At 60.8% G+C, this 13,898-nt stretch carries 12 protein-coding genes; 10 read left to right on the top strand and 2 right to left on the bottom strand.

What is annotated here, in order from left to right; all coding sequences use genetic code 11:
* Window positions 1–5 precede the first annotated feature (5 nt).
* Both ACE3P9_RS02810 and argC read right to left on the bottom strand, forming a co-directional pair.
* Window positions 6–1,595, bottom strand: coding sequence for a chloride channel protein (locus tag ACE3P9_RS02810; RefSeq protein ID WP_374491724.1), 1,590 nt, complete (start codon window positions 1,593–1,595; stop codon window positions 6–8).
* Window positions 1,596–1,747: 152 nt separating this feature from the next.
* Complete coding sequence (gene argC / locus ACE3P9_RS02805; RefSeq protein WP_374491722.1) at window positions 1,748–2,680, bottom strand: N-acetyl-gamma-glutamyl-phosphate reductase; 933 nt, start codon at window positions 2,678–2,680, stop codon at window positions 1,748–1,750.
* 261 nt (window positions 2,681–2,941) lie between these two features.
* Here argC and ACE3P9_RS02800 point away from each other — a divergent pair, with 261 nt between their 5' ends.
* The 10 genes from ACE3P9_RS02800 (at window position 2,942) to ACE3P9_RS02755 (ending at window position 13,822) form a co-directional block, all read left to right on the top strand.
* A complete protein-coding gene (locus tag ACE3P9_RS02800; RefSeq protein ID WP_374491721.1) occupies window positions 2,942–3,160 on the top strand; it encodes an addiction module antitoxin in 219 nt (72 codons plus the stop codon).
* A complete protein-coding gene (locus ACE3P9_RS02795) occupies window positions 3,147–3,473 on the top strand; it encodes a type II toxin-antitoxin system PemK/MazF family toxin (protein ID WP_374491719.1) in 327 nt (108 codons plus the stop codon). The genes ACE3P9_RS02800 and ACE3P9_RS02795 overlap by 14 nt, the downstream gene beginning before the upstream one ends.
* Window positions 3,474–3,801: 328 nt before the next feature.
* Complete coding sequence (gene sucC, locus ACE3P9_RS02790; RefSeq protein ID WP_374491938.1) at window positions 3,802–4,992, top strand: ADP-forming succinate--CoA ligase subunit beta; 1,191 nt, start codon at window positions 3,802–3,804, stop codon at window positions 4,990–4,992.
* The gene (locus tag ACE3P9_RS02785) at window positions 4,989–6,014 is read left to right on the top strand and encodes an OmpA family protein (RefSeq protein WP_374491718.1); all 1,026 of its coding nucleotides are present in this window, start codon (window positions 4,989–4,991) and stop codon (window positions 6,012–6,014) included. The genes sucC and ACE3P9_RS02785 overlap by 4 nt, the downstream gene beginning before the upstream one ends.
* Before the next feature lie 26 nt (window positions 6,015–6,040).
* On the top strand, window positions 6,041–6,934 hold the full coding sequence (sucD, locus tag ACE3P9_RS02780) for a succinate--CoA ligase subunit alpha (protein WP_374491717.1): 894 nt from the start codon (window positions 6,041–6,043) through the stop codon (window positions 6,932–6,934).
* Window positions 6,935–7,310: 376 nt separating this feature from the next.
* The gene (locus tag ACE3P9_RS02775; RefSeq protein ID WP_374491716.1) at window positions 7,311–7,898 is read left to right on the top strand and encodes an FHA domain-containing protein; all 588 of its coding nucleotides are present in this window, start codon (window positions 7,311–7,313) and stop codon (window positions 7,896–7,898) included.
* A 187-nt stretch (window positions 7,899–8,085) separates the two neighbouring features.
* Entirely contained in the window at window positions 8,086–10,359 is a 2,274-nt protein-coding gene (locus tag ACE3P9_RS02770) for a CHASE2 domain-containing protein (RefSeq protein ID WP_374491715.1), read from the top strand.
* A 449-nt stretch (window positions 10,360–10,808) separates the two neighbouring features.
* Window positions 10,809–11,327: a pilin gene (locus tag ACE3P9_RS02765; RefSeq protein WP_374491714.1), complete on the top strand. Its 519-nt coding sequence runs from the start codon at window positions 10,809–10,811 to the stop codon at window positions 11,325–11,327.
* 499 nt (window positions 11,328–11,826) lie between these two features.
* A complete protein-coding gene (locus ACE3P9_RS02760) occupies window positions 11,827–12,249 on the top strand; it encodes a GtrA family protein (protein ID WP_374491713.1) in 423 nt (140 codons plus the stop codon).
* Window positions 12,239–13,822 carry an NAD(P)/FAD-dependent oxidoreductase gene (locus tag ACE3P9_RS02755; protein ID WP_374491712.1) on the top strand — a complete coding sequence of 528 codons (1,584 nt, stop codon included), beginning with the start codon at window positions 12,239–12,241 and terminating at the stop codon, window positions 13,820–13,822. Before ACE3P9_RS02760 ends, ACE3P9_RS02755 begins: the two co-directional genes overlap by 11 nt.
* The last annotated feature ends 76 nt before the right edge of the window (window positions 13,823–13,898 follow it).

Genomic DNA, 13,898 nt, shown 5'->3' with positions numbered 1-13,898 from the left:
TCTCCTCACTTTGGCGCAGAATCGCCTGCGGCGCCTGCCGTGTCCGCATCTTCTGACGTGGAGCCCTCTGGCGGGGCGGTCGATGCCGGAGGCTGCGCGGCGGCTGTGTTCGGGAGCGGCACGGATGGATCGGCGCTGGCCTCGGCGGGGGAGGAAGAGGGCGCCGCGCTGCTGCCTGGGGCTGCCTTGGGGGCGATGTCCGAAGGAGCTTCCGGGGCGCTGTGGAGCGCATGGGAGTTGTCCTCGCGGCTGTCGCGCACCACATAGGCCGGCTGCAGCGAGAGGTACATGGCTCCGGCCAGAGCCGGATAGAGTGGTCGGCTGATGAGGCGAGACAGCATGGCCGCCACCATGGCCGCAGCCATCAGGCTCAGCACCATGGCGCCTCCATCCACCATTTCCATCACGATGATGAATGCCGTCAGCGGCGCCTGGGTCACTGCGGCCAGAAAGGCCGCCATGCCCAGCGCAATCAGGGGTGCCAGAATGGTCATGTTCTGGCTGTAGTAGGCCACGTCGTAGCCCACCCCCGCGCCCACGGCCAGACTCGGGGCGAAGATGCCGCCCGGCACGCCGGACCAGGCCGTCAGCCAGGTGGCCAGGAACTTGAGGGGCACGAACAGGAACGACGGGCGTTCGGTCTGCGTCAGCATGTTCCGTACCGATTCGGCACCGCCGCCAAACGTAGCGCCCTGTGTGGCCAGCCCGATGCCTGCGATCAGCAGCCCCAGAAACGCGGCGAAGGGCAGCGGATACCGCCGTCGCAGCGCATTGAGGGGGGAGGGCGCGCCATTGAGCGAGGCCGTCATCACCCGCGCGAACAGTCCGCCCAGCAGACCGCTGGCCAGCGTCACCCCGATACCGGGGCCCAGCATCGACAGGCTGATGGGAGGCACGACGATCGTGCCCAGGAAATGCTGGTTGCCAAAGAACGTGATGCCCACCAGACCGGCAAGCACGATCACCACGATGATGAGGCTGCTGTTTCTGGGTGGCAGCTTGCGGCCCAGCTCCTCCAGTGCGAACACCACCCCGGCCAGTGGCGCATTGAACGTGGCCGCGAGTCCGGCCGCACCACCTGCCACCAGCAGGGCATGCACGCCCAGTTCCGAATCCTTGCGCAGCCAGCGGCGGGCATGCAGCATCACCCCGGCGGCCACCTGGACCGAAGGGCCTTCGCGCCCGATCGACAGCCCCCCCAGGAGTCCGGCGGCAGACAGCAGGATCTTGGCCACCGACAGCCGCAGCGACACAAAGCTCGTGCGCTGCGATGGCGTCAGGTCAGGCTCCAGCGCCACCATCACCTGTGGAATGCCCGAGCCCCCGGCTCGGGGAAACCACCGTCGCGTGCACCAGGCCACGGCCACGGTACACAGGGGCGTCCACACCAGCAGGGCCAGAGGCCAGGCCGCATAGAGCCGGGAGAACAGGCCAAAGGTCCGATCGGTCAGCCAGGTGAAGGCCACCACGCTCAGACCGGCCAGCGTGGCATACCCGAAAATGATGGCCCGATCCACCCACTGCCGTCCCTGCGCCAGTTCCTGGCGCACGTTGTGCCAGACATTGGGTTCTTCGCGTAGGGAGGGATCGTCCATGAGGCAGGGGTGCGGCGCAGGCAAAAGGGGGGATTGTAGAAAAAAACGGCATGCCCGTCAGCCCGGTGTCATGCAGTCAGCCAGGGCATTCTGCGAAAGTGGCCGCCTCGGCCCCCAGGATCAGGCCCGGGGAGCCGTGGGCGACGAGTGCCTCACGCCTGTCCTTCCGGCAGCCCCAGCATCAGCCGCAGGTTCTGCACGGCAGCACCGCTCGCGCCCTTGCCCAGGTTGTCGAGCCGCGCCACGGCCACGGCCTGCTGGGCGCCCTCGTTGCCGTACACCCGGATCTCCAGGCGGTTGGTGCCACGGAGAGCCACGGCGTCGAGCTTGCCGTCCGGCGTCGGGTCGGGGGCCGTCACGCAGGTGCTGCCCTCGTAGTGCCGGCGATAGATGGCATGCAGGTGCTCCAGCGTCGGCGCTCCCGGCAGCAGAGTCAGATGCAGCGGCAGCTGCACCAGCATGCCCTGATCGAAATTGCCCACGCTCGGCACGAACACCGGGCGACGGGCCAGTTTGCCGTAGGCCATGATTTCGGGCAGATGCTTGTGCGACAGCCCCAGTGCATACAGCTCGTAGGGGGCCCCCTGGCCGGCCTCGTAGGTCTCGATCATCTGCCGTCCGCCCCCCGAATAGCCGCTCACGGCAGGCAGGGTCACGGGGTAGTCGGGCGGCAGCACGCCTGCATCGATCAGCGGACGCAGCAGCGCGATGGCCCCCGTGGCATAGCAGCCGGGGTTGGCCACGCGGGCGGCCTTGCGGATGGCCTCGGCCTGGCCTGCACACAGCTCGGGGAAACCGTACACCCAGCCCGCCTCCACCCGGTGGGCCGTGGAGGCGTCGATGATGCGGGGCCGCGGAGCCGGCAGGGCGTCGATCAGTGCCACCGATTCGCGCGCGGCATCGTCATGCAGGCACAGGATCACCACGTCCACCGAGGCCATGAGCGCCTGCTTGGCCTGGGCGTCCTTGCGCAGGGCGGGGTCGATGCTGACCAGTTCCACTTCCGGCACATGGGCGAGCCGTTCGCGGATCTGGAGCCCGGTGGTGCCCGCCTCTCCGTCGATGAAAATTCTGAATCGATCCATGATCTGCTCCTCTGCGGTCTGTGTCGCTGCCGACTGCGCCACGGAGCACCTCCAGTATCGGAAGGCCCGCCCAGAACTGTGGCAGTTCGGCTTTCTGGTCAAGGTGCCATTATCGGTGTCAAGGTCAAGGCCGGTGGGTGTGGAGCTGTGATTTGTGGCCTGCATGCCGTGTCGGCACCCATTCTTGACGTACCTGCCAAAAGAATGCAACATGCACGTTATACGTATAACGTGTATTGAGGAAGTGATATGCACAGAAAAATGACCATCACCCTGGACGAGACGGTCTATGACGGCCTCTATCGCACGGTAGGGCGTCGCAAAATGAGCCAGTTCATCGAGGATTTGATTCGCCCTCACGTGGTAGACACTGCACTCGACCAGGGTTATCGCGCCATGGCAGGCGACACCCTGCGTGAAGCCGAGGCCACGGAGTGGTGCAATGGCCTCGCCGGAGACATGGCCGATGCAGCGCGGTGAAGTGTGGTGGGTCGAATTCGATCCGGCCATCGGAAGCGAAATTCGCAAGACACGTCCGGCCGTCATCATCAGCAATGATGCAGCCAACAGACATCTGGCAAGAGTCGTTGTCGTTCCTGTCACCAGCAGCACCGGGCGCCAGTATCCTGGCGAGGCGGTGGTTCATGTGGGAGGGCAGCTCAGCAAGGCCATGGCCGACCAGATCATGGCGGCTGACAAGTCACGCCTCAAGACGCGGCTCGACACCCTTTCCAGGGCAGACATGCTGGCCATCGAGGATGCCATCAAGGTGCATCTGGCCTTTTCCCGGTGAAGGCACGGGGAGCAACTCCTGGAGGCCTGCCTCACGCCACTTGCATGCAGCTTGCGGCCTTGCTGCAATCAGGGGCTTGTGTGGGGCGGAACACACGCGCGTGCTGCCCCCTTGGCGCACCGGTTCATTTTTTGCATCGAGAATTTGCATTCAATCATGCGAAAAAACGCCGATATTTCATCATGCGATAGAACAGGGGTGTGCAGGCTCCGGGTTTTCAGGGATGCTCCTATATTCGAGCGTAAGTCGCACATGATACATTTACGCCCGGATTTTCCAGACCCTTTTCGGGGCAGCCTTCCGGCCCCGTCTCGGGGGATCCTTTTCCATTCGTAGAGAGAACCGCATGAAGATTCATGAGTATCAGGGCAAGGAAATCTTGCGTCAGTTCGGCGTGCCGGTCCCACGGGGAATTCCTGCATTCACTGTGCAGGAAGCCGTGGAAGCCGCCCAGAAGCTGGGAGGCCCCGTGTGGGTGGTCAAGGCACAGATTCATGCCGGCGGCCGTGGCAAGGGCGGTGGTGTGAAGGTGGCCAAGTCCATCGAGGACGTGCAGAAGCTCGCCGGCGACATGCTCGGCATGCAGCTGGTCACGCACCAGACCGGGCCCGCAGGCCAGAAGGTTCGCCGTCTCTATATCGAAGAGGGCGCCGACATCCAGAAGGAATACTACGTCTCCGTCGTCACCGATCGTGGCACCCAGAAGGTCGCCATGATGGCCTCCAGCGAAGGCGGCATGGACATCGAGGAAGTGGCGCACAACACGCCCGAGAAGATCGTCAAGATCTTCATCGACCCCCTCGCCGGCCTCACCGATGAGCAGGCCAAGCAGCTCGCAGACGGCATCGGCATCCCCGCCGACTCCACCGCGCAGGCCATGGACGTGTTCAAGAAGCTCTACCAGTGCTACATGGACACCGACGCCTCCCTGGTCGAGATCAACCCGCTCAACCGCGACGGCAAGGGCAACATCATGGCGCTCGACGCCAAGTTCAACTTCGACAGCAACGCGCTCTTCCGCCACCCCGAGATCGTCGCCCTGCGCGATCTGGATGAAGAAGACCCGGCCGAAGTCGAAGCCTCCAAGTTCGATCTGTCCTACATCAGCCTCGACGGCAACATCGGCTGCCTGGTCAACGGCGCCGGTCTGGCCATGGCCACCATGGACACCATCAAGCTCTTCGGCGGCGAACCTGCCAACTTCCTCGACGTGGGCGGCGGTGCCACCACCGAGAAGGTCACCGAAGCGTTCAAGATCATGCTCAAGAATCCGAACGTGAAGGCCATTCTGGTCAACATCTTCGGGGGCATCATGCGCTGCGACACCATCGCCGAGGGCGTGGTGGCTGCCTCCAAGGCAGTCGGCCTGTCCGTGCCGCTGGTGGTGCGCATGAAGGGCACCAACGAAGACGCCGGCAAGAAGATCCTGGCTGATTCCGGTCTGCCCATCATCAGTGCCAACACCATGGCCGAAGCCGCCGAGAAGGTCGTCACTGCCGTCAAGGACGCCGCCCGGTGAAAACCGCCTCCGTTCCTGTCGCCGTCCAGTCGCCGGTCGCCCCCGAGGGGCATGACCTGCCCGGACATGACGGACACGCCCATGGACACGCTGCAGCAGGGACCGGTCTTCCGGCACCCGAAGGCACGTGGTATGGCCGTGCGCTCTGGTTCGCGGCCATCGCAGCCACTTCGCTCGCGCTGCTGCGTCTGTGCAGTCAGCAGGCCCAGCCTGTCGACATGCCACTGCCGCCCATGCAGCCTGCCTCAGGGGGCGAAACACCCGCCGCATCCGCTTCCGCATCGTCCGATGCGGCCGTGGAATTCGGCCAGTGGTCGGCCACCGTGGCAGGCGGCACGCTCACCCTCGACGGGCGCGTGTCCAGCGAAGCCGCGCGCAACGCCCTGCTGACCGCAGCGCGTGCCCGGTTCGGCGCAGACCATGTCATCGACCATCTCCAGGTGGACGGCTCCCTGCCGGCCACGATGCTGGGTGAGCGCATGGACGAGCTCTTCGGCTGGCTCCAGTCGCATGCGGGCGCAGGCCTGCGTGCCCAGGGACACCGCATGGCCCTGTCCGGCACGCTGGGCGAGGCCCTGGTCGACGACATCGCCAGCCGGCTGCACCTGTGGTTCGGTGAGGGCGTGACCGTCGACACCAGCAGCGTCAGGATCGAGGCCATGCAGGCGGCAGAGGCACTGCGGCAGGGAGCCACAACCTTCCGCATCCATGTCGAATTCGACACCGGCAAGGCGTTCATTCGCCCTGCCAGCCATGCGGAGCTCGACGCACTGGCCGAAGCGCTCAAGTCGGCGCGGGTCAAGGGAGAAATCGCGGGTTACACCGACCATGTCGGCAACTCCGCCACCAACCTTCGCCTGTCGCAGGCACGCGCAGAAGCCGTTCGGGCCTATCTGGTCGGGCACGGCGTCGATGCCGCCGCGCTGACGGCCAAGGGCCATGGGGACGCCAGTCCCGTTGCCGACAACTCCACTCCCGAAGGCCGGCAGCGCAATCGCCGCGTGGCATTCATCGCACAATAAACCCCGAAAAACCATCGGAGCATTCCATGAGTATTCTGATCAACAAGGACACCAAGGTCATCACGCAGGGTATCACCGGCAAGACCGGCCAGTTCCATACCCGCATGTGCCGTGACTACGCCAATGGCAAGAACTGCTTCGTGGCAGGTGTCAATCCCAAGCGTGCCGGCGAAGACTTCGAAGGCATTCCCATCTACGCCAACGTGACCGAAGCTGCCAAGCAGACCGGCGCCACCACCAGCGTGATCTATGTGCCGCCCGCAGGCGCTGCGGACGCCATCTGGGAAGCCGTCGAGGCCGACCTCGACCTCGTCATCTGCATCACCGAAGGCATTCCGATCCGCGACATGCTGATGGTTCGCAACAAGATGAAAGCCAAGGAAGCCGCAGGCGGCAAGAAGACCCTGCTGCTGGGCCCCAACTGCCCCGGCACCATCACGCCCGACGAGATCAAGATCGGCATCATGCCCGGCCACATCCACCGCAAGGGACGCATCGGGGTGGTGAGCCGCTCCGGCACGCTGACCTACGAAGCCGTGGCCCAGCTGACCGAAATCGGTCTGGGACAGTCCAGTGCCGTCGGCATCGGTGGCGACCCCATCAACGGTCTCAAACACATCGATGTCATGCAGATGTTCAACGATGACCCCGACACCGATGCCGTCATCATGATCGGCGAAATCGGTGGTCCGGACGAGGCCGAAGCTGCCCGCTGGTGCAAGGACCACATGCAGAAGCCCGTCGTTGGCTTCATCGCAGGCGTGACCGCGCCTCCCGGAAAGCGCATGGGCCATGCCGGTGCGCTGATCTCCGGCGGTGCCGATACGGCCGAAGCCAAGCTCGCCATCATGGAAGAGTGCGGTTTCAAGGTCACGCGCAATCCGTCCGAAATGGGCAAGCTGCTCAAGAGCCTGCTCTGATCGCAGCGCGGGTCCAGGTGGGCGGAGCGTCCGGGGCAGAGGGAGAGTCTTTCCTCCGCCCGGAAGCGGGCTCCGCCATCCAGCCGCCAGCTTTTCACGGCTGGCGGTTTTTTTTGAGGGGAGCCGCGGGCGGCTGCTCCATCCTTGTGGGAAACCATTCATAATCCATCGAACATTCCATGCCTGCTGACCGAGGTTTCTCACATGGAAGAAGCCCAGAAGTAGGTATATGGGATGACTTCTATGTACAATTAATAAATTAAGGCTATTGCGGTATGCGGATCCATGCATTGCATGGCCTGACCGTGTCAAGTGGCCTGCGCATGGTGCGCAGGGGTCGTTCCGCTCTTTCCGTCACAGCCCAAGAGGTCTGCACATGGCTAAGCTGGTCATCACGCTCGATGGTGTCGTCATCCGAGAGGTTCCTCTCGACAAGGATCACATCTCCCTGGGGCGCCGTCCCTACAACCACATCGTGATCGACAATCTGGCCGTCAGTGGAGACCACTGCGTGTTCCAGTATGTGGGTGGGCAGTTCTACGTCGAGGACGTGGACAGCACCAACGGCACCTCGGTGAACGGCCTCAAGATCAAGCGCCAGAAACTCCAGAATGGCGACATTGTCGGTGTGGCCAGATACCGCATCGAGTTCCTGTCTTCCCCTGAGGACGCCCTGCGTCCACCTCGTCCCACAGGCGTGCTCAACAGCACGGTCCAGGTCATTTCAGGGCCTGCCACGGGGCGTTCGCTGGTGCTCACCAAGCCGGTGACCACGGTAGGCAAGCCCGGCGTGGCAGTGGCCAGCATCTCGCGGCGGGCCGAAAGCTTTGTGCTGCGCTACATCGAAGGTACACGCCCCATGACCTGCAACGGAAACACCGTTGCCACGCGGGAGCACATTCTGCTCGACGGCGACCTCATCGACCTTGCCGGGGTTCAGATGCGCTTTGCACAGCACCTCTGATGCCTCTCCGGGGGGAAGATTTCGGCGGGCAGCGCCGGGGCTGCTGCCTGCATGGTCTTGAGATACCCGCACCGGCAGATGTTTGGGCATTCGTGTGTGCGGTCATGCTCAGGGAGAGCCTCGGCAAGTCTTTTGCGCTTTCCGGTGCACGCATGCACAGGGCCTTGTGGCTATGCGCGCCTTGCTCGTGAGATTTTCCCTGTGGGCGCGAGCGCACCTGCGTGCGTGCGGCTCTCTGCTGCAGCGGGCAGGCTGGCGGTGGGTCCTGCTTCTGCCCCTGGTGCTGCTGTGGCCTCATGCTGCCGGATGGTGGCCGTATGGAGCCATCACGTCGCTGGATCGCGCCTGGTACGACCTTGAACTCACCACCCTGTGCGCACGCAAGGGAGCCGATTCCCGCATCGTGATCGTCGACATCGACGAAGCCAGTCTGCGCCAGTGGGGGCGCTGGCCCTGGAGTCGCGCCGTCATGGCGCAGTTGGTCACCGAGCTGTTGCAGCGCCAGAAGGCCAGCGTGCTGGGGCTCGACATCGTGTTTGCCGAGCCCGAGGGCGACACGGTGCTGCCGGGTGTGGCACGGGTGATTGCACAGCAGGCGGGGCACAACCCCGCGCTTCAGACGCTCTCCCGCCAGCTGCAGGCCGAGATGGACCACGACGCAGCCCTGGTGCGTGCCCTGCAGCACCAGCCCGTGGTGATGGGCGCCTACTTCGAGAAGGAAGGCGCCTCCACCATGGTGCCGCCGCCCGCTGCGCGGGCTCTGCCCGTGCCCGCCTCTGCCCACCAGGTGCTGGGGGCGGACTGGTCCCATGTGCCTGCCATGCGCGGCTATACCGGCAGTGTGTCCGGGCTGCGGGACATGCCGTTTGGCGCCCTCAACGCCTGGATCGACCCCGATGGCACCCTGCGGCACATTCCGCTGGTGATGCGCCATGTCGATGCGCAGGGCGTGTCCCGCTTCTATCCCTCGCTGGCCCTGGCCATGCTGCAGCGTGCCTTGCCCGCCGCCCAGGTGCAGGTCGCCCTGAACCCTGCCGACGGGGCCTCTGGGGGCTCTGCCCATCTGGCCGGCGTGCGCCTGTCGCAGGGGGCGGATCGCCTGTGGATTCCGTCGGATGACCGGGGGGCCATGCTCGTCCCGTTCCGGGGAGAGGGAGGCGCAGGAGCCGGACACTTCCGGTACATAGGTGCGGCCGACATATTGGCTGGGCGCCTGCCGCCCGGATCGCTGGCGGGGCGCATGGTCATCGTGGGGACCAGCGTGCCCGGGCTGCGCGACCTGCGGGCCACCCCCTTCGACAGAGCCTATCCCGGCATGGAGGTCCATGCCTCGGCGCTGGCCGCCATGCTCGATGGTCGTTTTCTTGTGGCCCCTGACTATGCCAATGCGTGGTCCGCGCTGTGGCTGCTGCTGCTGTCCGGCGGGTTGTGGTGGGGGCTGGCGCATGCTGGCGCCCTCAGGGCATGGTTCGTGACCCTGGCCTGCGCGGCTGTGGTGGTGGGGGCGCAGGTGGCACTCTTCCGTGCAGGCCTGGTGCTGCCCCTGGCAGCCAGTCTGGTGCTGGTCGTATCCATGTATGTGCTCCACACCCTGATGGCCTACCTGCACGAGCGCCGGGCGCGCGCCCGGCTTGTGACTCTCTTCGGACACTATGTCCCGCCCGAGCTGGTGAAGGAAATGGATCGCCAGCCCCAGTCCTGGTCGCTGCAGGCGCAGTCGCGGGAGATGACCGTCATGTTCTGCGACATCCAGAACTTCACGGCCATGGCCGAGGAAATGGCACCCGAAGAGGTGCAGCGCTTCCTCAATGGCCTCTTCAACCGCATGGCCGGCGTCATTGCGCGACACCGGGGCACCATCGACAAATACATCGGCGACTGTGTCATGGTGTTCTGGGGAGCGCCGCTGCCCGACCCCGACCACGCCAACCATGCCGTCCACACCGCCCTGGAGCTGCAGGCGCTCATGGGCGAATACAACACCCAGCGCGCCCGCCAGGGCCGCCCGCTGCTGCGTCTGAGCATCGGCATCAATACCGGAATCATGCGCGTGGGGGACATGGGCTCGGACCTGCGCCGCAATTACACCGTGCTCGGAGATGCCGTCAACCTGGCTGCCCGTCTCGAACCCTGCTCCAAGCAGTGGGAGCAGCCCCTCATCGTCGGGCCCGACACCGCAGCGGCGGCCACCGACTTTCTGTGGCAGTGGGTCGACGACACCCATGTCACCGGCCGCAACCGCATGGTGGAGCTCCATGCCCCCTGGGCTCCGACCTCGGCCGCCTCGGCGTATCGCACACAGCGCGACCTGTGGCAGCAGTACCAGAGCGCCTGGCGTGCCCAGCACTGGAATTCCTGCCAGACTCTCCTCACCCGTCTCCTCCGGGAAGCCCCAGACCATCTGCTCTATCGACTGCATGCCGAGCGGCTCCATGCCATGCGGGTGTCTGCCGTCATCTGACGGGGTCCGCGCATCAGAGTGGGGGCAGGGGAGACCGCCAGGGCATACCAAGGCGTGCGCAGCCCCGTGTACCAAAGTGTGCGTGAACCTGTACACCTTGGTGCAGACAGGCCATGCCCGTGGGGGCTGGACGCACGGCATGCGGCAAGTACGGCGCAGCAAACCATGTCCACCGACAGAAGTTGTCACCTCTGCGCTGACAAAAAACGTCTGGTGCAGGACGTTTTTTGTGACGTACGACAGAATTTGTCACAACTTGTGCAGCCTGGGTGAACCCAGCGAGAACGTCGACCTCCGCAAAGCGTGAAAAAGTGGGCACAGCGCACGCCGTGGCCCTCCATCATGCAGTCTGGCACGACAGTTGCATCATGTCAGTCGTAGTCAGCAAAACTACAGAGCGCGAGTTCCGAGTTTTAATTCTTTGGTAAAAGTTTTTTGGAGTACATCTCATGAAAGCCTCCCTGCGTAAAGCCCAGCAAGGTTTCACCCTGATCGAACTGATGATCGTGGTGGCCATCATCGGTATCCTGGCCGCCATTGCCATTCCTCAGTACCAGACCTATGTGGCCAAGTCGCAAGTGGCTCGTGCCATGGAAGAAACTGGTGCACTCAAGACAGCCTATGAAGATTGCCTGAATAATGGGCAGACGGATAAAAGCGCTTGTAATATGGGTGCAACTAGCTCTAATATTATTAGTTTTACGACACCATTGACATCCAAGGCAGGCACTCCTTTGGCTGATCCCACTAACAGTGCTGCAGCTCTGACTCCCGATGGGAAGATCAGTGCAACGTTTGCGGGTAATGCATCTTCTGCGCTGACCTCTACTAGTCCGGCAGCGACCATTACGTGGACGCGGACTCCTGATGGCAGCTGGTCTTGCTCTACTACGGCAGATGCCAAATACAAGCCTGCTGGATGTTCTGGCACTGCTGCTTCTACTTCTACTTCTAGTTCTGGGTCCTGATATTCAGCTTCTTGCTTGAATGCAAAAAGGAAGGCTTGGCCTTCCTTTTTTTTATGGAGCCGTCATGTCTTATGTGGTAGGGATCTTTGTCCTGTGTCTGGTGCTGGGCCCCAATGTATCGAGTTTCTGGGTGGGCGATGTGGGGGTCTATGACATGCAGCGCCTATTACTTGGTGTGGGCGTGACGTTCGGGGCAGTGCGGGCATGTGCAAGGCTGGCGGGGGGCGCTCCTGGGGCAGGCCGGTGTGGCAGGCACAATGGGGATTTGCGCGGGCCAAGCAGTCAGGCGCAACAGGTGTGGGGTTGCGTGGGATTGATTGCCTGCATGGAGCTGTGGTCCACCTCTTGCTGTATGACGGATGCGGATGTCAAATATGCGTTGGCAGACTGCCCGGTTGGCACTCCGTCGTAAGACAGGCTATATTGAAAAAGGCGCCTTTTTTTGATTGAGGTATGGGTAATATGTATCATTTGATACGCTTGTGTCCGGACGGATGATATGAATTTTTTGACGCGTATGTCGTGGAAGGCAGAAGTGACGAGATATGCCCTTGTGGGGGGAGGTGCATTTATAGGAGATTACAGTACCTTCCTGCTGTGCGTGGATGTTCTTGGTTTGGGGTATATGCTGGCTTCTTTCTTTGGGTTCCTTGTCGGTGTATCGTTGAACTATTTTTTCTGCTCGGGATGGGTTTTTAAAAGAAGCCACAAGATGGGGGGGGTGGAGTTCTTTTGGTTCGTATTGTCTGGCGTATGGGGGGTGATTCTGACATTTTTGTTAATGTATTGGATCGTGGAACAGGAAGGATTGAATGAGAAAATATCCAGGGCGGTAGTTGCGGTTGTGGTTTTTGTTGTGAATTATTTAATACGGAAAAATTTCGTTTTTTTGAACGCAAAGGTTGAATCGAATGTCGCATGATGCTGCTAATGAATTGAAAAAAGTGGTTGTGATCGGTGCCGGTCCCGCAGGGTTGACTGCTGCATATGAGTTGGTGACGCGCTCTGGAATAAAACCCCTTGTCTTAGAAGCATCTGATCAGGTTGGCGGAATATCAAAAACCATAGAACATCATGGGAACAGGATGGATCTGGGTGGACATCGATTCTTTTCTAAATCGGACTGGGTCATGAATTGGTGGGCAAAGATGCTTCCGGTTGCAGCAGTAGAAGGGGCTGCTTCTGTGAACATCACCTATCATGGAAAAAGCAGAGCAGTTTCTCCTGCATCGAATACTACCTTCGATGCCTGTATGTTGGTCAGGCCGCGCCTGTCAAGAATTTATTTTTTGCGTAAATTTTTTGATTATCCGGTGAAGCTGAACTGGACGACCATTAAAAATCTTGGCGTGGTACGTTTGATTTTTATTATGGTGAGTTATTTAAAAGCCAAAATGAATCCTCGTGCAGAAAAAAGCCTGGAGGATTTTGTCATCAATCGTTTTGGTGTGCGGCTGTATGAAATGTTTTTTAAGGACTACACAGAAAAAGTGTGGGGTGTTCCATGCAGTGATATTAGTCCGGAGTGGGGCGCGCAGAGAATTAAAGGACTGTCGGCATCGGAAGCCCTAAAGCATGCTGTTCAAGCTTGCCTGGGTGGAAATAAAAAAACAAAAGAAAAACATACCAGTCTGATTGAGAAATTTTTGTATCCGCCTCTGGGCCCGGGGCAAATGTGGGAAACGGTCGCTGCAAAAATAAAAGAAGCAGGGGGAGAGATTGAATTCGATGTCAAGGTGGTTTCCTTGCTGCGAGATGGAACGAGAATACATGGGGTGGAAGTTGAACGAAAAGATGGAAAGAGAGAGGTGATTGATGCAGATGTTGTTATTTCCACCATGCCTGTGAAAGATTTGATTGCTGGTATGAACCCAGGCGCACCGCTAGAAATTCAAAAGGTTGCAGGGAATCTGCCTTATAGAGACTTTATGACATTGGGGCTGTTGGTGCGCAAGTTGACACCAAGCGCATATGCCAAGGCAGGGTCGCCTACCCACTTGTTGCCGGATAATTGGATTTATATCCAAGAGAAGGAGGTGCGTTTGGGAAGGCTCCAGATATTTAATAACTGGAGCGCAAATCTGGTTGCAGACGATGCAAATACAGTCTGGCTTGGCTTGGAATATTTCTGCAATGAAGGGGATCATCTCTGGGAAATGAGCGATGATGAGTTCTCGAATTTTGCCATCCAGGAGCTGGAGTCGATTGATTTGATTCGAAAGGAAGATGTCCTTGATTGGCGCGTTGTACGCGTAGAAAAGGCCTATCCAGCTTATTTTGGCGCTTATGCGGAATTCGGGACTGTTAGAAAATGGGTGGATGAATTTGATAATCTTTATCTTGTGGGGAGAAATGGCATGCATCGCTACAATAATCAAGATCATTCCATGCTGACGGGCAAGATGGCAGCAGAGGATATCTTGAATGGCGGAATTTCTCGTGATGAAATATGGGCCATCAACGTAGACGATGAATACCATGAAGTAAAAGTGTAAATTTAGGCTGCATGAGCAAAAATGAATTGTGCCAATGTCTTGGCGAATGAGGTTGTGCAATGTCGAGAGGTGAAGA

The organism is Allobrachymonas sp., assembly GCF_041912815.1.
GTDB lineage: Bacteria > Pseudomonadota > Gammaproteobacteria > Burkholderiales > Burkholderiaceae_C > Brachymonas.
The sequence above is the reverse complement of the archived record's forward strand: the minus strand, read 5'-3'. Positions and strand labels throughout refer to the sequence as shown.

What these genes read in the sequence shown, in the direction of transcription:
- argC (WP_374491722.1), bottom strand. Translation starts at nt 2,680, where the DNA reads ATGGATCGATTCAGAATTTTCATCGACGGAGAGGCGGGCACCACCGGG.
- ACE3P9_RS02810 (WP_374491724.1), bottom strand. Translation starts at nt 1,595, where the DNA reads ATGGACGATCCCTCCCTACGCGAAGAACCCAATGTCTGGCACAACGTG.
- sucD (WP_374491717.1), top strand. Translation starts at nt 6,041, where the DNA reads ATGAGTATTCTGATCAACAAGGACACCAAGGTCATCACGCAGGGTATC.
- ACE3P9_RS02775 (WP_374491716.1), top strand. Translation starts at nt 7,311, where the DNA reads ATGGCTAAGCTGGTCATCACGCTCGATGGTGTCGTCATCCGAGAGGTT.
- ACE3P9_RS02755 (WP_374491712.1), top strand. Translation starts at nt 12,239, where the DNA reads ATGTCGCATGATGCTGCTAATGAATTGAAAAAAGTGGTTGTGATCGGT.
- ACE3P9_RS02765 (WP_374491714.1), top strand. Translation starts at nt 10,809, where the DNA reads ATGAAAGCCTCCCTGCGTAAAGCCCAGCAAGGTTTCACCCTGATCGAA.
- ACE3P9_RS02800 (WP_374491721.1), top strand. Translation starts at nt 2,942, where the DNA reads ATGACCATCACCCTGGACGAGACGGTCTATGACGGCCTCTATCGCACG.
- ACE3P9_RS02760 (WP_374491713.1), top strand. Translation starts at nt 11,827, where the DNA reads ATGAATTTTTTGACGCGTATGTCGTGGAAGGCAGAAGTGACGAGATAT.
- ACE3P9_RS02795 (WP_374491719.1), top strand. Translation starts at nt 3,147, where the DNA reads ATGCAGCGCGGTGAAGTGTGGTGGGTCGAATTCGATCCGGCCATCGGA.